The 19,259-nt window shown below is 45.6% G+C and carries 15 protein-coding genes; 9 read left to right on the forward strand and 6 right to left on the reverse strand.

What is annotated here, in order from left to right; translation table 11 throughout:
- Positions 1-196: 196 nt before the first annotated feature.
- From ACLJRE_RS11720 to ACLJRE_RS11730, 3 genes are all read right to left on the reverse strand, one after another.
- Positions 197-442, reverse strand: coding sequence for a hypothetical protein (locus tag ACLJRE_RS11720; protein WP_001719480.1), 246 nt, complete (start codon positions 440-442; stop codon positions 197-199).
- Positions 443-593: 151 nt separating this feature from the next.
- Positions 594-1,349: a hypothetical protein gene (locus ACLJRE_RS11725; protein WP_023212794.1), complete on the reverse strand. Its 756-nt coding sequence runs from the start codon at positions 1,347-1,349 to the stop codon at positions 594-596.
- The gene (locus ACLJRE_RS11730; RefSeq protein WP_023212795.1) at positions 1,349-1,552 is read right to left on the reverse strand and encodes a hypothetical protein; all 204 of its coding nucleotides are present in this window, start codon (positions 1,550-1,552) and stop codon (positions 1,349-1,351) included. Before ACLJRE_RS11730 ends, ACLJRE_RS11725 begins: the two co-directional genes overlap by 1 nt.
- Before the next feature lie 501 nt (positions 1,553-2,053).
- Between ACLJRE_RS11730 and ACLJRE_RS11735 the strand changes: the two genes are divergently transcribed.
- From ACLJRE_RS11735 to ACLJRE_RS11775, 9 genes are all read left to right on the forward strand, one after another.
- Positions 2,054-2,689: an inovirus Gp2 family protein gene (locus ACLJRE_RS11735; RefSeq protein WP_023212796.1), complete on the forward strand. Its 636-nt coding sequence runs from the start codon at positions 2,054-2,056 to the stop codon at positions 2,687-2,689.
- Positions 2,690-2,794: 105 nt separating this feature from the next.
- Positions 2,795-3,001 carry a helix-turn-helix transcriptional regulator gene (locus tag ACLJRE_RS11740; protein WP_001620335.1) on the forward strand — a complete coding sequence of 69 codons (207 nt, stop codon included), beginning with the start codon at positions 2,795-2,797 and terminating at the stop codon, positions 2,999-3,001.
- A gap of 86 nt (positions 3,002-3,087) precedes the next feature.
- Positions 3,088-3,663 carry a hypothetical protein gene (locus ACLJRE_RS11745; RefSeq protein ID WP_023212797.1) on the forward strand — a complete coding sequence of 192 codons (576 nt, stop codon included), beginning with the start codon at positions 3,088-3,090 and terminating at the stop codon, positions 3,661-3,663.
- A gap of 160 nt (positions 3,664-3,823) precedes the next feature.
- A complete protein-coding gene (locus tag ACLJRE_RS11750; RefSeq protein WP_023212798.1) occupies positions 3,824-4,345 on the forward strand; it encodes a hypothetical protein in 522 nt (173 codons plus the stop codon).
- Positions 4,346-5,667: 1,322 nt separating this feature from the next.
- Positions 5,668-6,753, forward strand: coding sequence for a DNA sulfur modification protein DndB (gene dndB / locus ACLJRE_RS11755; RefSeq protein WP_023212800.1), 1,086 nt, complete (start codon positions 5,668-5,670; stop codon positions 6,751-6,753).
- Positions 6,750-8,384 (forward strand): DNA phosphorothioation system sulfurtransferase DndC, encoded by a 1,635-nt coding sequence (dndC, locus tag ACLJRE_RS11760; protein ID WP_023212801.1) that lies wholly within the window; start codon positions 6,750-6,752, stop codon positions 8,382-8,384. Before dndB ends, dndC begins: the two co-directional genes overlap by 4 nt.
- Positions 8,374-10,383 carry a DNA sulfur modification protein DndD gene (dndD, locus tag ACLJRE_RS11765; RefSeq protein WP_024147028.1) on the forward strand — a complete coding sequence of 670 codons (2,010 nt, stop codon included), beginning with the start codon at positions 8,374-8,376 and terminating at the stop codon, positions 10,381-10,383. Before dndC ends, dndD begins: the two co-directional genes overlap by 11 nt.
- Positions 10,383-10,736: a DNA sulfur modification protein DndE gene (gene dndE, locus ACLJRE_RS11770; protein WP_023212803.1), complete on the forward strand. Its 354-nt coding sequence runs from the start codon at positions 10,383-10,385 to the stop codon at positions 10,734-10,736. The genes dndD and dndE overlap by 1 nt, the downstream gene beginning before the upstream one ends.
- An 81-nt stretch (positions 10,737-10,817) precedes the next feature.
- On the forward strand, positions 10,818-12,011 hold the full coding sequence (locus ACLJRE_RS11775) for a hypothetical protein (protein ID WP_023212804.1): 1,194 nt from the start codon (positions 10,818-10,820) through the stop codon (positions 12,009-12,011).
- A gap of 42 nt (positions 12,012-12,053) precedes the next feature.
- Here the strand turns inward: ACLJRE_RS11775 and ACLJRE_RS11780 are convergent, their stop codons facing one another.
- Genes ACLJRE_RS11780 through dptG form a run of 3 tightly spaced genes read right to left on the reverse strand, consistent with a single transcriptional unit; the run spans position 12,054 to position 19,259 of the window.
- Positions 12,054-12,875, reverse strand: a complete 822-nt coding sequence (locus ACLJRE_RS11780; RefSeq protein ID WP_023212805.1) for a restriction endonuclease — start codon at positions 12,873-12,875, stop codon at positions 12,054-12,056.
- Positions 12,872-17,953 (reverse strand): DNA phosphorothioation-dependent restriction protein DptH, encoded by a 5,082-nt coding sequence (gene dptH / locus ACLJRE_RS11785; protein WP_023212806.1) that lies wholly within the window; start codon positions 17,951-17,953, stop codon positions 12,872-12,874. Before dptH ends, ACLJRE_RS11780 begins: the two co-directional genes overlap by 4 nt.
- Complete coding sequence (gene dptG, locus ACLJRE_RS11790) at positions 17,934-19,259, reverse strand: DNA phosphorothioation-dependent restriction protein DptG (protein ID WP_023212807.1); 1,326 nt, start codon at positions 19,257-19,259, stop codon at positions 17,934-17,936. Before dptG ends, dptH begins: the two co-directional genes overlap by 20 nt.

The raw sequence follows: 19,259 nt of genomic DNA on the forward strand, positions 1-19,259 counted from the left end.
CGAGCCAGGCGGACAGGGTATGTCCACATGACGCCGGAGAGCGATGGGGCAGCACTCCGGCAATCCGTGATGAACCAGAGTGAAAGCATGAAAATAAAGCCCGGCCCTGTCGCGGGAAGCGACAGGGCTACAGCAGGAAAAGCGAGGTTAAACCGTACAACGCGGAATGATGCATGGGGCCAGAGCCAGAAAATATTTAATCATTGAATGTCAGCAGACAGTCATGGCAGAGATACTCATCAAGCACCTCACCATCCAGGTTCCCGCCAGTCATTGCGCCCAGCGCAGCGCTACTTCCCATCCCGACCAGAAAACCGATCACGCCTCCGGCGATCGTTCCAATGCCGGGAATAATGGAGCCTGCCGCTGCGCCGAGTGGCCCCCTCCGCACCAGCAACGCCGCCTGCGATAGCACCAATCCCGCCACCGACTTTTCGGCCAATATTTCGCTTCTGCGTATTGACTGAACCACAATGTGGACAAATCATTTTTATCTCCTTGGACAGCTAAAAGAAAACCCGCTGGGAAGTGATTCGTGGCGGGTTGTTGAGTGTTGTCATGGGGATAATATCTGTCTGAAAATAGCTGTAAGGCTACCGATATTTTGTATAGGCATGATTAATGAGTTGTTCCAGTTCCTCATTGATATTCATTCCATGATATTTAGCCATAGCCGTAAGCCTCGCTTTGGCTCCGGAGCTAATATATGTATTTAGCACTTTTTTATCCTTCACGGATTCACGATATTTATTCTGACTTCTGGTCTTTTTCATTCGCACAACAAAAAGCTTTAGTTCTGACTCATTCATCTTTCTGGTTGAAAAATAAATATCGTACTTGTGATATACCCTCAACTGATCCGATATGCAGGCGTTATTAATTTTATCGATATGCAGGACGATATCTTCTCCGTAAACTTTATCTATGTACTTAATAGCCCAAAAATAATCATCTTTATATTTTGCAGAGTAAGTCTTCTCTGGGAATGGGAGAGGGTTTTCGGCCATATCCTGGATTACTTCCCACGATCTTTTCGCCTCCATAATTTCGCTTTGAACACATTCACGATCTATATAAAAACTCATTTCATCCAGCGCAAGTAGAAAGGCCGTTTTGTCTACGCAACCTTTTTCACAGTCAAATACATCAGTAGAAAAACAAAACGATGAAATTGTTGGTGTAGAATACATTAGTTTGTATCTCTGCATTACCGTATGTAATACCAACATCATTTCTCTCTGCCCTTTACACCAGGACAATAAATTTTCATTTATCAGATATTTTAATGCTATTTCCCTAAGCCCAGTTACATATTTTTCAATGTTTTCACCATCGCATTTGCATTTCATTACACTGGAAAACGAATCTTTAAACTCATTCCCCCATAAAAATAAACGCTTATTTTATTTTTTATATCTTCCCACTCACACCCAAATATTTGGTTACCTGTAACATCACTAAACACAGATTCGCCTTTATTATGTTTAATCACATTGAATAGCGCGTTATCTAATCTGATGTTTGGCTTTTTTCCATCTCCGGACTTATTCATATCATCTCCAAAAACAATCAATTTTATCTATTCAGATAGTACATTTTTAATTGATTCTACGTAGAGATTTACGTCGCATTTTACGTAGAAAAATACGTAGGTTATTTTGTGTCTTTTTCTTGTTTTTTACATTGCGACATGGGGCTCAACAGTCTCCTTATCACTTGTCATTTCACAAAACAAGGAACATCAGGTTATCTTTGGAAAGGAAAAAAATGAATGATTTTCTCCTGAATCAGGAAACATAACTTAGGAGTAAAAATTGACGATAAAATGGCGGGCAAAGCCAGAGCGGGAAAGGTTTTCTGGCTTATGAATATTGTCTGTTTAGTAATATATGTCTTCTGTCCCTATCTGATATATCTACTCCGTTATAACTGACGGATGATCACCTCATCATGGATACCTGAAGAGATTCGATTACTATGACAGGGTTATGCTAAAAAAATACAAATACACCTCTCTGGTATGTACTACCAACATACCCGTGAGGATATTGAAATGAACCAACGTTATAACCTTGATAACAGACATGCTCCTTTCAACAAACGTTATCTGGAAAGAATGTGGATGGTGTTGAATAATGCTATCAACCAACATTCAAGAACTCTGGCTGTAATAGCCATACTCAGATTACCTGAGTATCGGGATATTGGCGACAGTATCAGTAGCATCCCAGACCACAATGGAAATATTATGTCCAGATTTGTTGAATCACTGAGAGAAAAGATAACCGCCTATCAAAAACGTAAAGCCAAACAGAATATTCGAGTTCATTATAGTGAGTTACGCTATGCCTGGGTCAGGGAATATGAGTCAGGTAAAAAGCCACACTATCATATCGTTTTATTATTCAATCACGACACATTCAATACGCTGGGACACTATCGAAATGAATCTGACAATCTGGGGACGCTTATTGCGGATGCCTGGTTGAGTGCGTTATCTCTTTCTGCATTCCCTGAATATCGAACACTGGTCCACTTTCCTGATAATCCATTGTATTACCTGCATGCTCATTCAACTGACTTTGTTGACATCTACAATAGCCTAACGTTTCGCCTGAGCTATTTTGCTAAAGAACGCTCGAAAATCTACAGTCGTGATAATCGTTCTTTTGGATGCAGCCAGCGCTGATAACAGCATTATTATTTTTTTACGTAAGCACCGGTTGTTATGGACGGAGCAAGGCAACGATGAAAACGCCTTTCCGGATTATCATTCTCAACCGGGAATTTAACCATGACAACATTACCTTCCGAAGTAAACGATGAATTAGTCGATATGAAATTTATTACTAAATATTCAAAACTAACGGACAAATGGTTTTACAAGCTGATTAAAGATGGCGAGTTTCCAAAACCTATAAAGCTGGGTCGCAGTTCCCGCTGGTTACGCAGTGAGGTGGAAACCTGGTTCCAGAAGCGCATTGATGAATCACGTCAGTAGCGTTTTCCATTTCCTGCACCCTTGTTCCCTGAACCTCGCCGGACAAGCTACCTGCTGCGGCTGTCTGCTTTACAAGGTATCGATCGATGAAAGAAACCACAGCTCGTCATGATGTACTGCTCAACTCCTATCAGCGTTGGTTGAGCGATCTGACCAGTATCGCCATCAAAAATGGCATGTGCCACCCGAACGTCCAGTCCAGCCACGGTCTTACACTCTCAGCGCTGTATTTCCCGGAGGCTGGAGCCGTCACTGCGGTGGTGCCACAAAGCCTGTACCGAATGATTTATGGCAAAACGCGCCCCGACCCACTGAGCATTCAGCGTGATTTTCTAATCAGCCTCGACATCAACACGGAACTGTTGTTCACCCACGCCGGGCTGGAAGGGGTTTTATTGAGTGAATGTGTCAGGCTGAAGCAAAACCACCTTGCCAGCAAACTGCGCCATCTTCTGACGCGGGTCAGGTCGCGTGAGCTTCGCCAGAAGCTTATCTGGCTGTGCTGGTACGATTTGATGATGGGGACTCCGGCAGACGACTGGCTGGATATACTGGCACTGGCGGACGACGAACAAATTACCACCTGGCTGATACACCGGCAGGAGGAGAATACGGTACTGACGAATCTGATGGATGAGTACGTTGTGTTTATGCACTACTGAATCCAGCGGCTCATCAACGCCATTCCTCTCGTGAGCATCTGAACCATCCCGCAAATAATTCTCTGCACTATCTGATTTCAATCCATCCCTGGCACATCGGTGCTCCGGCACTCTGCGGCGGCCGCCGCTGCCTGCCTGCTAACTAACGTAAGGAAAAACAATGAATACATTACTCAACCACTACCAGACCTGCCTGAACGATTATACTCGTCCGGCCATTATTCATGGTCAGTGCCAGCCCGAGATAATCCGATGGCACACGCTGGCAATAGTGTCCTGTACACTTCCCGGAGGCGATCTTGCCGAACTGGTTATCCCTGAACGCCTCCAGCGCATTCTCAATATTCCAACAACAGCACCAATGATAACGGCGCAGGACATCAACACAGGCCTGATGTCGTTAATGCTGCCGGGTGTGCTGCTCAGCGAATGCGAGCGACTGGGGATGCGTCGCCTCAGCAACAAATTACAGTCATTGTTTCAACAATTCAGGGGGCCAGGGATCAAAGAGCGGTTAACGCTGTTGTGCTGGTCTGAACTGGCAACTGGTATCGATCACAACGAATGGAAGGAGTTACACCGGTTATCCACGGAATCGCTGATATCGTGGACAGATCAGAAGCTACAGACACTCTGGGGGTTGCAGCCGCAGATAGAAGACTACGTCGCTTTGAGCTGTTAGCGAGTAGGGGCAAGGCGTCACATCCAGTACGTGACGCCCATTCATACCGATAGTGCATCGGATAAATTGACTCCGTTCCACGCGGCATACAGACTTCTGATATGAATAAACCCGCCAGGACGGCGGGTTGGTTTTCAATAAAAATAGATCTGCGGCCGGTTCCCTGTGCGCCATGACAGGCCATCAGGGTCAGCTCCACGCAACACGCGAACCACGTTAATACGGTTTGCCGCACGACGTGGACGTGTAGTCATTAGCCGCCTCCACCAGCCTGGCGATTTTGTTGCATCCCAGCGAGGTTGACGCGGGGCACAACGATCACGGTGATGGATATACGTAATCCCTTCACTGCTGGGATAGTTGATTCGATAATGTGGTAGCGGATTTCCATTCCGATCGCGATCTTTTCTGGTATTAAAATTGGACATAGGTAACTCCCGTTAAAGGTTGTTACCAATGCTCCTGTATATAACGCATATGCCCTCTCAATCGGTGTAACGCAGTCGGGCTCTAACCTCCTGCCGGTTCATCCCATGATTTTTACGCTGATTTCCACACATCCAACAACTACACGAACAGGGAGTGTGGTAAACCATGCCAACATGCGTCGACGAACAACTTCCAGCATTATTATAATGCCTGCGGATTGCTTTCAAACGCCGCTCATGGTGGCGGCGCTGGGCGCGTGTACGTGCCATTCTCGAAACTCCATCAATAACGGGGGCACAATGCCCCTGCTTATGAGTTCCGACCAATCTGTATAGCGCAATTTCATCCTTGGCCTCTTCATCAATATGCACATAACCGCATCAATGCTATCCATAACAGGGTAACCACGCAGCAACGCCAATTCGAACATAATAGGTTTATGCTTTTTCTTCAGACCGAAAAGCACCTGCAATACCATTTAGTCAATAGAGACATAGAACCAAAACCTTCAAACAACTGCCTGGTCTCACCAATCTGTCCAGCGCAACAAGCCGCAGAACCAGTGGACGTGGTGGGGTTACGTATTCAGTTTCTCATTCATGCCCCCACCAAACGGATCAGATGCCTGGAGTTAATTTAGATTCAGTTTCTTACACGCTCGGGCAATGTTGAGATAATCACCGTATCGAACATCCCTCTACCGTTAACGACAGGAGGTATCAGCGTCATCTCCCCCGGAGGTTAAAATAATAGCACAACAGCCACGAGCACTCTTAGATATGGAATCCTGTACGCAAAAAATTACGTAAAACATAAAAAAACTATAAATTTTATCAAGCATTACGTAAAATATCACGTAACTCAATTCATTCGATTTTTACACGGATTACAGCATGGCTAGTGTTGATGCAGACTACTGCTACTCGTTTCCGGCTATACGTGGCATACAGGCAGGTCGTCCTTTCTATATTGCCACATGCCCGATGCGTATCATCCCCAAAATATTCAGCTTTGATGAAAATGACGTTCCGCCCGAGTTACGCGCACAGCGCACACTGAATAAATCACGCATCCCCGAAATGGTGCGTTATCTGCTGGAAAATCCAAAAGATTATGTGTTTTCAGCTCTGACAGCGTCCATTGCCGTTGACGTTCAGTTTGATGAGTTTCCCAACTCCAACAACTTGGGGACGTTATGCGTGCCAATGGATGCACAAATTCTGATCAACGACGGTCAGCACCGCCGTAAAGCGATTGAAGACGCTTTGGATGCTCGCCCGGAGCTGGGCCAGGATAATATTCCGGTGTTGTTCTTTGTTGATGAAGGCTTAAAACGTAGCCAGCAGATGTTCGCCGATCTGAATAAATACGCCATTCGCCCCAGCCCGTCGCTGGCGTCTCTATACGATCATCGCGATGCCAGTTCAAATCTGGCACGTTATCTGGCGATGTCCATAGAGCCGTTTGTTGGGATGACAGAACTGGAAAAATCAGGCATCAGTCAGCGGTCGAATAAGTTATTTACGTTGAGCAGCATCAAGCAGGCTACCCGCGCATTGTTGGGTAAAGATCCCAAAGAGAACAACTTTGAGGAATGCACCCAAATAGCTACCCAATATTGGCAAGCTATTTTTAACGTGATGCCGGATTGGCAGCTAGCGGCTAAAAAAGAGGTTTCACCGGTTCAGTTACGACAAGATTATGTTCACGCTCATGGCATTGGATTGCAGGCACTTGGGCAACTGGGATATACCCTGCTAACGGATTATCCTGAGCAATGGCCGGAGAAAATAGCTGCACTTAAAACTTTTAACTGGCGCAGAAACAACCCGGATCTCATCAAACGTGCGATGCAGCACGGCAAACTGAGTAAAACCAATACGGCGATCCAGCTCACCTGCAATGCACTAAAAACCGCTCTCTCAATCCCCCTCACTCCTGAAGAACAGGAGCTTGAAGCTCAAATGGTTGTCTCATGAGTAAATTAGTTCAGGCCTACGATTTAGCCGAATACGAAGATTTTATTAATCAAGAGCAGTTCGCTGGACGCCCTCTGGCCGAATATGTTGCTGAAGTTCAAAGAATTTATTGTGCGGATAAGCGTCCGTGGGTAATTGGCTATAGCGGCGGGAAAGATTCTTCCGCCGTGATCACGCTGGTGTATCTGGCCCTGCTCGGCCTGCCCCCGGAAATGCGCAGCAAAGATGTTTTTGTGGTGTCATCCGATACGCTGGTGGAAACGCCAGTGGTAGTAGATTTAATTAAAAAAACAATGTTGCAGATTGAAGCAGGCGCAAAGCGTAATGATCTGCCGATCACTCAACATGCGGTAACGCCTAAAACTAACGAAACCTTCTGGGTCAATTTACTGGGGAAAGGTTATCCGGCCCCAACCCGTAGTTTTCGCTGGTGTACCGAGCGTATGAAAATCAATCCGGTGAGCGACTTTATTAAAGATAAGGTCAGCCAGTTTGATGAAGTGATTGTTGTCCTCGGCTCACGTAGTAGCGAAAGTGCCTCCCGTGCGCAGGTCATCGCAAAGCACAAAATTGATGGCTCACGCCTGGCCCGGCATACCACACTGGCAAATGCGTTTATCTATACCCCTATTGATACCTGGGATGTAGAGGACGTCTGGAAACTGCTGCGCGGCGCGTTCCGCTATGCTCCTGAAGATATCGACGAATGGGAAAGCCCGTGGGGTGGAAACAACCGTCCGCTGTGGACGCTGTATATGGACTCTTCCGCACAGGGTGAGTGTCCCCTAGTGATCGACGAAAGTACCCCCTCTTGCGGGAACTCTCGCTTTGGCTGCTGGACCTGTACCGTAGTCACCAAAGATAAAGCGATGGAAAGTCTGATCAAAAATGGCGAAGAGTGGATGTCGCCATTGCTGAAATATCGTGATCTGCTGGCGTTTACCACCGATCCGGCGAATAAAGACACCTATCGCAACTATAAACGCCGCACCGGTAAGGTGAGCTATCAGTACGCTAAAGACGGCGAAGATCGCAGTGCAGAGCGTAAGCATGTTCCTGGCCCCTACTGGCTCAAATACCGCCAGCAGTGGTTAAAAAACTTACTGGAAATTGAGCGTGATTTAAACGCTCAGGGCCACACGATTACGTTAATTACCCAGCCGGAGCTGCACGCTATCCGTCAGGAGTGGTTGAAAGATCCTAACGAGCCAGACTGGCACGACACATTGCCGGAGATTTACCGTGAGGTATATCAGCAGGATCTGAATTGGGTGGTTGACGATCAGTCGCGCTTTGATGCCAGCGATGCTGATTTGCTGGCGCAGATAACGCAAGGGTTCGACGTAGTACCTGAAATGGTGATGAAACTGATTGAGCTGGAAACCTCGATGGAAGGATTAAGTCGTCGTCAGGGGATTTTTGACAAGCTCGGCACAATTTTGAAGCAGGACTGGGGCAGCCTGGAAGAGATCCAGCAGCAACAGGTAACATTGCAAAAACGCAACGATCGGGATATTCATCAGGACGAAGTTGAAAAGCTGGAAGCTGAACTTCAGACTTTACAGCGCAGAATTATCGATGCGGGCGAATCGTCTGTGCTTATCGATGAGGAAAATGAACGTGCTCATTAAGCAACTGGTATTACATAATTTTCGCGTATTTTGCGGCACACACACCATCGATCTGGCTCCCAGAAAGCGCCCGCATGAAGTAAACCCTCGCCCAATAGTGCTATTTGGTGGTTTAAATGGTGCAGGGAAAACATCTATTTTGTCAGCAATTCGGCTGGCACTGTATGGACGTTTAGCGTTTGGCCCGGCAATGCAGCAGCAGGAGTATATTGAGCAGCTCGGGGCGCTGGTGCATAACGGGACGTATACGGCAGAGCGTCCGGATGAGGCCGCAGTAGAACTAACGTTTACCTACAACCAAAACGGCCATGAGACTGAATTTACCGTCACGCGTAGCTGGAAAAAAGGAAAGAAAGATCGTCTCTCTTTGCAGCAGGACGGGCAACCGCGTAGTGAACTCAGTTATGACCAGTGTCAGGGATTTTTGAATGAATTAATTCCTCACGGTGTCGCCGATCTTTTCTTTTTTGATGGAGAGAAGATTGCAGAGCTGGCGGAAGATGAATCCGGCAATATTCTGCGTACAGCGGTGCGTCGTTTGTTGGGACTGGATCTGATCGCCAGACTGCAAAATGATCTGATGATTTTTGTCAAACGCCAGCAAACTGCCCAGTTGGGTGGCTCCCAGCAACAGCAGGTTGAAGCGCTTGAGGCAAAGATTAAAACACTTGCCGGTCAGGCGGAGAAATTGTTGGAAGAAGCCGATTTCGTCAACTCGCGGATCGAATTTTTATCCCAGGACATTATTCGCCATGAGGGATTGTTAAATGCGCAGGGCGGCGCATTTGCCCAGACCAAAGCACAGGAAAAACAGAAAGTTGAAACGCTGTTAAAAGAAAAAGAGCGTCTGGAAAAAGCGTTACGACAGGAATGCGATGGATCGTTGCCCTATGCATTAGCGCCTAATACGTTGTCGCGGTTGCTGGAAAAAATTGCCAATGAAGCGCAGATCAAGCAGGCGAAAATTTTTGAGACAGAGTTAAATCAATTTTTAACTCAACTCAAAAATGATATCGCGTTCCGTTCCAGCAGTGAGAGTAGTACCAGAGCCATTGCTACCGAAGCGATTACCAATAATTTGGACGCATATATGGCAACCAAACCAAAAGGTGATTTGCTGTTTGATATTTCTGAACGTGAAGCCGGTATGCTCCAGCAATCCATTGAGCAGGACAGCAAAAAAGCATGGCAGCGTTTTGATATGTACCGCCATCAATTAGCGGATATTGAACAACAACTGGAGCAGGCCGCTGCCAATATTGCTCGCGCCCCGGAAGACGAGCAGTTAATGGATCTCTTTGCAGCATTACGCGATCTCGATCATAAGCGTGAAAAACAGCGGCAAAAATACCGCTCTCTGCTGGAAGAGGCTAAACGGACGAAACAGCAGCAACTGGATTGTGTTCGTCAGGTACAGAAAGCACATGACATCACCCGTAGCCAGCATGGTTTGAGCAGCGCATTTAAAAATGCACAAGAGACCATTAACCTGCTCGATTACTACAGCAATGTACTAACGCAGGCGCGAGTGAAAAAGTTATCTGCTAACTTTGAAATTGCCTACCACAAGCTGGCCCGTAAAGAGGATTTACAGCTTAATGCGCACATAAATCCACAGACATTTGATGTTGAACTGGTGGATGAAAAGGGGTCGGTGATTAATCGTAAGCTGCTTTCTGCGGGTGAAAAGCAGATTTATGCGATTGCCATTCTTGAGGCGCTGGCAAAAACCTCTGGGCGTGATTTCCCGGTGATTATTGATACGCCGTTAGGGCGTCTGGATTCTCAGCACCGGGATAAGTTGATTAATCATTATTTCCCGGAAGCCAGCCATCAGGTTGTGCTGCTATCCACCGATACTGAAGTTGACGAGCGTTATTTCGTCGATCGACTGCGTGATGATATTTCTCATGCTTATGAGATTGTGTTTAATGCACATACCAAATCATCTGCGCTGAAACCCGGTTATTTCTGGGAACTAACTAAGGAGGCTGTCTGATGCTCCCGAATCGAATGGCGCTTAGTCGTCAGACTGAGGACCAGCTTAAAAAGTTAAAAGGATATACTGGGATTACGCCGAATGTCGCGGCTCGACTGGCATTTTTCCGCTCGGTGGAGAGTGAGTTTCGCTATTCGCCTGAGCGGGATAGTAAGAAGCTGGATGGTTCGTTGGTGCTGGATAAAATTACGTGGCTGGGGGAAACATTGCAAGCTACGGAGTTGGTGTTAAAGATGCTTTATCCGCACATGGCACAGAAAGATATTATTAAGGCATGGGCGGCACATGTAGAGGATGGGATTGCTGCATTGAGGAATCATCGGAGTTTAAAGGATTTTGTTCAATCATTGTAACAATTCCGTTTATAGATAAAATATTAAATACCATTCGGAGGAGTATGATACTTCTCCGAGCAAAATACAGGTATTTAAAAAATGAACTTTAATAGCATTTTTTCACCCGAAGATAGTGATGGACTAAACGCATGTGTTGGTGGTGATAATATCCATGATTTCTATTCCTATGCCGAAGGGTATTTCAATGCGGCAAATTATTTATGTGATAAAGTCATATCAGAGAGACTCACCGGGGATCTGGATATTGTAATATTTCCTATACTGTATTCAGTACGCCATGGTATAGAACTGGCATTAAAATCTCATTTATCAAATCTTCGTGATTGTGGTATTAACATAACTGATGGAGATATCCATGGACATGATATAGATACATTATGGAGTTGTTTAAAAGAGAAGACACCGAGGGCTCCTATATTCATAGAGATAATATCATCTATTGATCACCTTATTACTGAAATTGCTCAATTAGATCCAACAGCTCAGGAATTTCGCTATCCCGTAAGAAAAGACAACAATCAAATAATACCAGATAGAAAAGTTATAAACTACCTTGCACTCCAGTCAAGTATTACGGAGCTAACATCGCAGTTAAAATGTTTTTTGAATGCATCTGAGTGTTATGTAGAAGAGCATAAAACTGAAACTCGTACAAAAGAGTTAAGTCGAGAACAATTATCTGAACTATCAGATTTATTGCCAAATCGTGACACATGGGGGAATGATGATAGTGATTTTTTAATAAAAAAATCGGAGTTTATAGATAAATACGATTTAAGTAACAAAGCTTTCGAACGTGCAATTAAATTAATTGAAGGCCATAGAGAGTTTGCTGGAAACATAGGAATAGAGTCAGATATATCTATTTTAAATGATAAAATAATCACATTAATAATTAATAATCATAGTTCTAGAAAATTTAAAGTTGCTAATAAATCGGAAGGTGGCATTGTAAAAATATCAGATATAATGATAAGCAATGAATTTCCTGAACATGATTTTTTCGAAACAATAAAAGATAGTATAACCATTGATGATATTATTAAAATGGAAACAATTTGCTATATGGCATTAAAAGGAGAGTACAGTGAATTGTTTGACGAAAAATTACAGACCAACTTAGAAAGAGTCAATGGTATCGATAATGAAGAAAAGGAAAGAATAAAACATGATAAGTTTATCCATTTATTCTCAAAAACGACATTCCTTAGCAATTTTAAAACTGGCTTAAGATTAATTGGCAGGCCGGGACTTGCTGCAATGATCGATTAGTTTCTTAGATTGGAGGCCAAAATAAATGGCCTCCTATGTGTATTAGAAATCAAAAAAGTTTCTATCTATTTCATAAAGCTCATAAGTGCCAACCTTTGCGACCCCCATGCCATTTTGGACAAGATATTCGCATAGCTGTTCACCATTAATCAATGTGATAGTCATGCCTTGTGCTTTTTTTGCACTATCTTTTGCTTGTTCTGTAAAACAGGATGATGAGAAAAATACACCTTTATGTGCACCTTTTTGATTCACGGAACCAATAAATTCACGAATTTCACTGGGTGGAACTTTTTTGCTATTATATCTTTTTGCTTGGATATATATTTTCTCCAACCCCAATTTATCTTCATTTATAACGCCATCAATCCCTTCATCTCCTGCGCCACCAACAACTTTACCCGCCTCAGATTCATTCCATCCGTATCCCATCTTCAATAAAAGAGTTACTACTAGCCGCTCAAAGAACGCTGGATCAGAAGAGTTAATAGCATCAAGTAATTGACTTTTTATATTATCTATATGCTCGATATATTTACTATGAATGATCTCTTCTGGTAATTGGTCTTTTGTTGTTTTTTCAATCTTTAGAGAACTGGCATTAGATAATTGCCCTTGCCATAAATCATATAAGGGTTTTGATTGTCCTATGGATTTTACTTCAATAAATATTTTTCGTGGTGATGCACTTGGGAAGTCGATACCGTAACAATGCTTCCTAATTTCACCTCTGACTACTGCTACGGGATCTTTTGCGCCAAATGAATAATAATTTTTATTTATAATACAATCATAGATATCTTTATGCGCTAAAGGCTTTCCATGCTCTTTTAATACATTCACGATAGCTTCAATAATTGTCATTTCACTAGTTCCCAAAACGCCCGGTCACGCATCTTCTTAACCTGCTTGTCCCCATCAACATACAGACTAAAATGCTTCTCAAGCTGCCGAATCTGCCCCATCAAAGACTCCTGATCACCTTTATCATCAACGTTAAACACCGCCTTGATATCTGCATTCCTAATCTCAGAAACACGATGGATCACCCAAGTTAAAATATAGGAGGCATAATTATTTTCCCCGGTCTTAAAGTGAGTGATCTCTTGCGTTGACAGGATCGCACCAACGCCATACTCACGGCCTTCTTTAAGGATCTTACGTAGACTGGAAAAATCCTGACGCATAAAGTTATCGGCTTCGTCCACCAGAATCATTTTAGTGAGCTGACGATAATCCCCCCGCACCACCGGTTTACCGCGCTTTTGCATCTGCGCGTAAAACAGATCCAGTGTCAGGGCTACCACCAGATTTTGAATTTCTTGTGAATAACCAGCTAACTCAATAACAGTGACGCCATCAACCAGATCATACAAACTGGTCATTTTCTCGGGATTTGTTTCAAATATCTGGAAACCTGCCAGGTTATAAAGTGCAGCGTACAATGAATCTTCGTCTACTTTATCTTGAGCCAGATACTGTTGCCACACATCTTCAATGGTCGGTGCCACACGATTCCATGTTGCTCGATCATGAGGCACTATTCCTGCTAAGTCATAGCACTCCATTATTAGTGTAACCAGCTTCATGCGTTGTTTTACGCCAAGGTTGTAGGCTTTACCCATCGTTTCAGCAAATGCCATAGCCGTATGCCTGGGTAACATCGGCATATCACCAAATAACGATAAGGGGTTGTAAGGCAACAAAGATAGCTGATACTTTTTAGCCCCTGTAGCATCCAGGAAAGCCTCATCCACATAGTCTGATTTGTAGTCGAAGATCAGCAAACCAATAGGTTTGCCATCAACGTTACAGGACTGATTACGCATCAACTGTGTGACCAGCGATTTAGTAAACTGGGTTTTCCCGGTGCCCATTGTTCCAATAATACCGGTATTGGTATTCATGAACTTCGCGGTGTTGGTTGGCTCCCAATACAATGGGATCTGGCGCGCAACGTCATGACCAAACAGGATCTGTAATGGTGTATCGCTAATATCAGGAGTCACCACTGATACAGCGGGCTGTAACGACCCCGGTTCCGAAATGGACTGTGCAGTAGTCGGCGTTGTGACTCCTACCACGGCTTCGGGTTGTGACGGAGTGGCATCACACACTGGCTGAAGCCGATATTTTTCCGGCACCCGATGACGTTCCGCCAGCGGTGGTTCATCCCCCTGCGCAGCGATCAGCGACGGTAGCAGTGAATAAGGGATTTCGATCTGTAAGATATTCTCCACCGTCTCTTTATAAGAGGGAGCAAAGCAGGTTGCGCTGTCCACATGCGCCACGACGATGCCGTCCACATAGTCGGCCAATTCACCTAACTGATAGTCTCCCGTTAACCACCATTCACGTCGATCCAGCAAGGGAGCCAGTTTGTCGCTGTCCAGCACACCATACAGACGCAGTTTCTCCACCTGCATCAGCACCTGACGAATAAAGAGCGCCCGGTACAATTGCGATGCCAGCGTTTGTGGCTCCAGAATATCCTGCTGTAAATAACGTTTGAGCTCACGAGCCTGTTGGCCTGCATAGCTGTAGTCAGGCCGCGCCCCGGTTTTAACTTCCAGCGGCAACAGATAGAGACGGTTTTCTTTGAAACCAACAAAGAGCACATCATCAGAGATCGCACCTTTACGATAACCCTGTAAATTTCTCGATAAATCGCTCTCTTTCATTTTCAGCCCGACATTGCCGGACACGCGGATCATTTCGGCCACCGATAACGGAATCCAGCAAATATCGGACTGGTGCAACATAGATTGCACAAATTTGTACGCACCTATAATGCCGTGCTTCTCTTTACGCTCTCTTTCACTGGAACGCAGCATTTTCAGCAGCCATTCACCGTTAAAGGCGTTAAATTCAGCCAGCAAATGCTGACTATCAACAGCAGGCTGCCCTGACTGATTTCCGGTCTGGAGCAACCGCAGGAACAAATCAACCTGTTTCGTGACGGTGACGGCATCGTAGCCTGCGCAACTGGTGTACTGGTCAGAATAGTGGATAAGCACCACATCTTTCTGGCTGGTAAAAAAGTCGAGGGTGACTTTAGGATCAATGATGGTGGTCCAGAGCGCGCTATTGTAAGAGTAATTGAGCAGCTGTTTAAAATTGCCACTCACGGCCAGGCCGATCCCTTGTCCATGATACTGGCTGTTGCTTTGACGTGCGGGTTGCCACAGGCAGCCGATTAGTCGGGCAAGACGCAGGGCGCAGTAGGACTCAGTATCCACATCTCGCAGTCCAAACGCGGTAAAGTAAGCATCTCCCTGCGTTTCGGCACCTTCCCCAGCGATCAACCCATGACACAATACCCCGCTAGACGCATCTTCAATGCGGATCTGGCGGCAATCCACAGGTGCTGTATTGATGAAAAATGCCAGATGCGCATAGGCCAGCTTGTCGCTTTCTGACGGCAGTACAAACTTGCTGAACGTTAACCGGCTACGCAGCAGGTCAATCAGCATATCGGCTTCCGCCCGCCATACGCCGCTGTTCAGATCGAGATCGTTTTTAAGCTGCTCATAGCTACCACTTTCGGCAAAGTGATCGAACATATTGGGTAGCAAACGTTCATCGTAGCAGTTCACATGCACCGAAATAGCGTGCTCTTTTTCTTGTTTAAAATATTCTACTAATCCCAGAAACAGTTCTTTGGCGTTCCCTTGATTAATGGCATTGATAATCAACGCACTGTTTTCAGCGCTCTGGAACAATCGAGCGTAAGCGTCCGTGAACTCATTGAGTTTGTCTTTTACCAGACGTTTAACGTAGTCATGGCTGACCTTCCGCTGGGGAACCGCGTCAATCCAAAAGCGGTTTTCTTCCACCGGCTGTAGTTGCGCGTATTCATGCTCACTGTGGTAAACAAACGGCATTAACCCGGAAACCATCAAGCGATCAAGAGTGATCGGCGGTAGTGTGGCAAATGAAGCCGAATCGTTCTGTTCCGACTCCGCAACGATAGTTTCTGCCAGTTGTAGATGGTAGGCCAGCACTAATGGGTGCAGTGGTGAGAGACGCTCATGGCTATCATTGCGGCAGATCCCCAAATGCAGAAGACGTTTCTCCTGCGCTGTCAGCGCTCTGCTCAGGCCGATTTGCTGGAGTGCCTGTTCAAACGTAGTAACAATGTAGCTGACCAGTGTGCGATATTCTGCTGACCACGACACCAGACTCGGTAGGGTGTTACGACGATGATAGTAGGCAAATAACTGTTCATAGGCGTTATGGAGATCGGGGTAGCTGGCAAGAAGTTCATCCAACGCAAACTCGCTATCGTCACTTCCCGTACCCAGCAGACGTTGCTCAATTAATGAGGCTTCCAGTATCAACAACTGCTGGCGTACACCGACAACCTTGTGTTCAGTATTATCGAGTATGATGCGCCCTTTTAGTCGGTTCCAGGTTGCATTGCCCTCTTCTTTGAACAACTTATTGAAACGACTTTGGTCAAAAAGCAACGGTAGCGTTAGCCCTTCTTCTGCTCCCGGTCCCTCGATGTTAAACGACAGACGGGAATCACCGGAAACGAGCGCAAACTGAACCAGGTCACTTTGATTTGCCAGCGTCTCAAAATTCACCTGAGCATAATGCTGGCAGTCGATGTCTTCGCTCTCATCATCCAACGTACAGGTCAGGTTGCCAGACTCGGCAATACGCAGCGTGTTATCTTCCAGTTGCAGGGTTATTTGATCTTTACCGGGCTCAACACGGTAGCAGTGCTGAATATCGTTTAGCCAGAATTGTCCCTGCTCGACCAACAACAGGCGAAATTTATACTCTTCGGCTGAATTATTGCGGTTGGTCAGCTCAAGACTAAAGAAGCAGGGATGCCCGTCAAAAGGCACCGACGCCATAATGCGGGAAGTCTTGCCGCCCGCCCGGCTGGTACGCCAGAAGGGTTCAGTCTTTAACTGGCGATTATGAGCAATCTTTATCTGGCTATCCTGAAGATCATTACCCTGAAAACAAAACTCCAGCTCAGCCTTTGATTGCCCTGGCTGCACCTGCACCAGCAAGCTGATGTCACGTTTGCCTGCCTTACTGGCGCTTTTCGCCCGTTGCCAAACCTCGCCGTTTTCGACGGAGACGTTCTCCAGCACCAGTTTTTGTTCACTGTTCTGCTCTTTCTCTTTCCTATAGTCGGAGAAATCGAGCTCACGCCAGTCATCTTTATCGTAAAAATGCTCCTGAATGAATTTTGTACTAAACTCAGGCAGCACATTCTCCAGTTGTCCACTGTAGCGTTCAACACTATCTTCTATCTGGCGATATAATTTCCGGTTTTCATTCAGTCGGGTGCGTAGCTGCTTCTGGCTATAGTTCAATAGTTCATCATCTTTAAACAGATGAAGCTCGGAGAAATCCAGATTGCCATCATCCAGCAAGCGATACAGCGACGAGAAACCAAAGACAGTAGCGCCTTCATCCAGTACCGTCGCCAGTTGATCCTCCAGCAAACAGCGGGACAATTCCGAACGGTTACTATCAGTGGTAATGAGCTTTTCCAGTTGATGACTGAAAGTTTGTGGGTACCAGATAGCATCCGGCGCTGCCACGTCTTTCGTGCTGTTAATCAGGGTATCGAGCATACTGTTGTGAATAATCAGCAGTGCTGTTTGGGCAAAAACGCCGCTGCGCCCTGCAACTTCATCGCGCAAATGAGAAATGTAGTTTTCTGTGAATGCTGGAGCCTCGGCACCGTGCAGTACAGGAATAAGCTGAACACCATTGCAGAGGAGGCAATCAATATATTGCCCTGGCGCAATTTCCAACCGATTGCCGTTCGCCAGAGAGACGAATGCTTCCCAGAGTTTTAGGGCATTATCGGGATCGGGAGATTTGAACTGGTAGCGCTCGCCGGGCTGAATGATGCCACCTACCCATTCAATAAAGGTTTCTGCCAGATAGGTTTCATACTGTTTTACGGACATACACGGCGTCTCCACTATCACTCATTCGCTCTACATTTCCCATGCGTTCATAAAACGCCACCAGCGTTTGCGCCGACTGATTATCCAGATAAAAACCGCGCTGTTCAAAACCACGCAACAGTTCGTGCAGGCGGAGTTTGTCATTTTTGCCCACGGTGAGGTTGGTCAGCAACAGAAGACGATCCTGATTCAGCACCAGCACTTTCCCTGCCCGACCGCGCACCTGAATGAAGTCAGTGCAAATCTGGTTTTCCAGCTCCTTAATGTAGTTCTTATTTATATCCGCGCGGTTAGTTTTTTTATCCTGGAATTGCTCTACGGCAACGGATAATAGCTGTTTGAAAGCACTTTCCAAGTTTGTTGCGCGGTCACGAGCAGGAAGATCTCGTTCTTCCTTACTAATAAATTTCTGTATGTAATCATTAATCTCATCTAACACTTGATTTGGGGGACCCGAATAATTCAAACAATCCTGATATACCTGCCAGAGAGGGCGTTTTTTCTCCCCTTTTACCTGCAACACCTCCAGCGCGGAAAGTATCGGGAACAGTTTTTCGCTCTGGCTGGCGAACAGCTTATAGCCATAACGTTTCACCTTTTCCCGTTCGGAGCTGGCTTTTTCGCTATCAAGAATAAAAAACAGTGATTTGCTTTGTGGTTCGCCGTCCTGCCAGTTGTCCAGATTGAGCGCCAGTTGAGCGCACCAGCTAAAGGCGTACAAACGTAGGGTGTTGGTCAATTCTTGTAAAAGGTATTGTGGGTGCTCCGCCAAAAACGCCAGATCGGACTGAAAACACGTGACCATATATGGAAGATAGGGTTGCTCTTCGGCAAAAGGTCCTTTCCCCAGCAATTTTATTTTTTCATTGAGCTTATTCAGCATTTGCTGCTCAATGAAGTTCAGTCTGTCCTGTATGGGGTAACGAAGGCTGAAATCGCCCATCAAATTGGCAAACAGCGTACCAAGACGTTTATCTGCCGTAGATCCCGCACTTATTTTTTCGCCCACAAACTGAGCGTGAAACAGTAAAAAAAGAGGGGATACACGGAAAATATCCTGACTGGAAAAATACATCCGTTCCAGCACCGACCAGAATGCAGGCTCATCCAGCAGCTCCTGCATATGTGTTTTACAATCTTCACGGAATTGGTCAGGATCGTAGGCTTCAATTTTACGTTTCAGCGCGTAGCTAAGGGCCAGTCCGGTGACGAATTGCCAGCTAATATCGTTGTTTTTATTGCGTACAGGCAGGTAACTATCCAGTTGATTGTTACCCACTTTTAACTCGGTTGCGATAGGATACAT

It is taken from the genome of Salmonella sp. SAL04157, assembly GCF_046551635.1.
Taxonomy (GTDB): Bacteria; Pseudomonadota; Gammaproteobacteria; order Enterobacterales; family Enterobacteriaceae; genus Salmonella; species Salmonella enterica.

Bases quoted from the DNA above. Each gene is read 5' to 3' on its own strand.
- ACLJRE_RS11725 (WP_023212794.1), bottom strand. From the start codon at position 1,349: ATGAAATGCAAATGCGATGGTGAAAACATTGAAAAATATGTAACTGGG.
- ACLJRE_RS11780 (WP_023212805.1), bottom strand. From the start codon at position 12,875: ATGACAATTATTGAAGCTATCGTGAATGTATTAAAAGAGCATGGAAAG.
- ACLJRE_RS11745 (WP_023212797.1), top strand. From the start codon at position 3,088: ATGAAAGAAACCACAGCTCGTCATGATGTACTGCTCAACTCCTATCAG.
- ACLJRE_RS11775 (WP_023212804.1), top strand. From the start codon at position 10,818: ATGAACTTTAATAGCATTTTTTCACCCGAAGATAGTGATGGACTAAAC.
- dndC (WP_023212801.1), top strand. From the start codon at position 6,750: ATGAGTAAATTAGTTCAGGCCTACGATTTAGCCGAATACGAAGATTTT.
- ACLJRE_RS11735 (WP_023212796.1), top strand. From the start codon at position 2,054: ATGAACCAACGTTATAACCTTGATAACAGACATGCTCCTTTCAACAAA.
- dndB (WP_023212800.1), top strand. From the start codon at position 5,668: ATGGCTAGTGTTGATGCAGACTACTGCTACTCGTTTCCGGCTATACGT.
- ACLJRE_RS11750 (WP_023212798.1), top strand. From the start codon at position 3,824: ATGAATACATTACTCAACCACTACCAGACCTGCCTGAACGATTATACT.
- ACLJRE_RS11730 (WP_023212795.1), bottom strand. From the start codon at position 1,552: ATGAATAAGTCCGGAGATGGAAAAAAGCCAAACATCAGATTAGATAAC.
- dptH (WP_023212806.1), bottom strand. From the start codon at position 17,953: ATGTCCGTAAAACAGTATGAAACCTATCTGGCAGAAACCTTTATTGAA.
- ACLJRE_RS11740 (WP_001620335.1), top strand. From the start codon at position 2,795: ATGACAACATTACCTTCCGAAGTAAACGATGAATTAGTCGATATGAAA.
- dndE (WP_023212803.1), top strand. From the start codon at position 10,383: ATGCTCCCGAATCGAATGGCGCTTAGTCGTCAGACTGAGGACCAGCTT.
- dptG (WP_023212807.1), bottom strand. From the start codon at position 19,259: ATGTATCCTATCGCAACCGAGTTAAAAGTGGGTAACAATCAACTGGAT.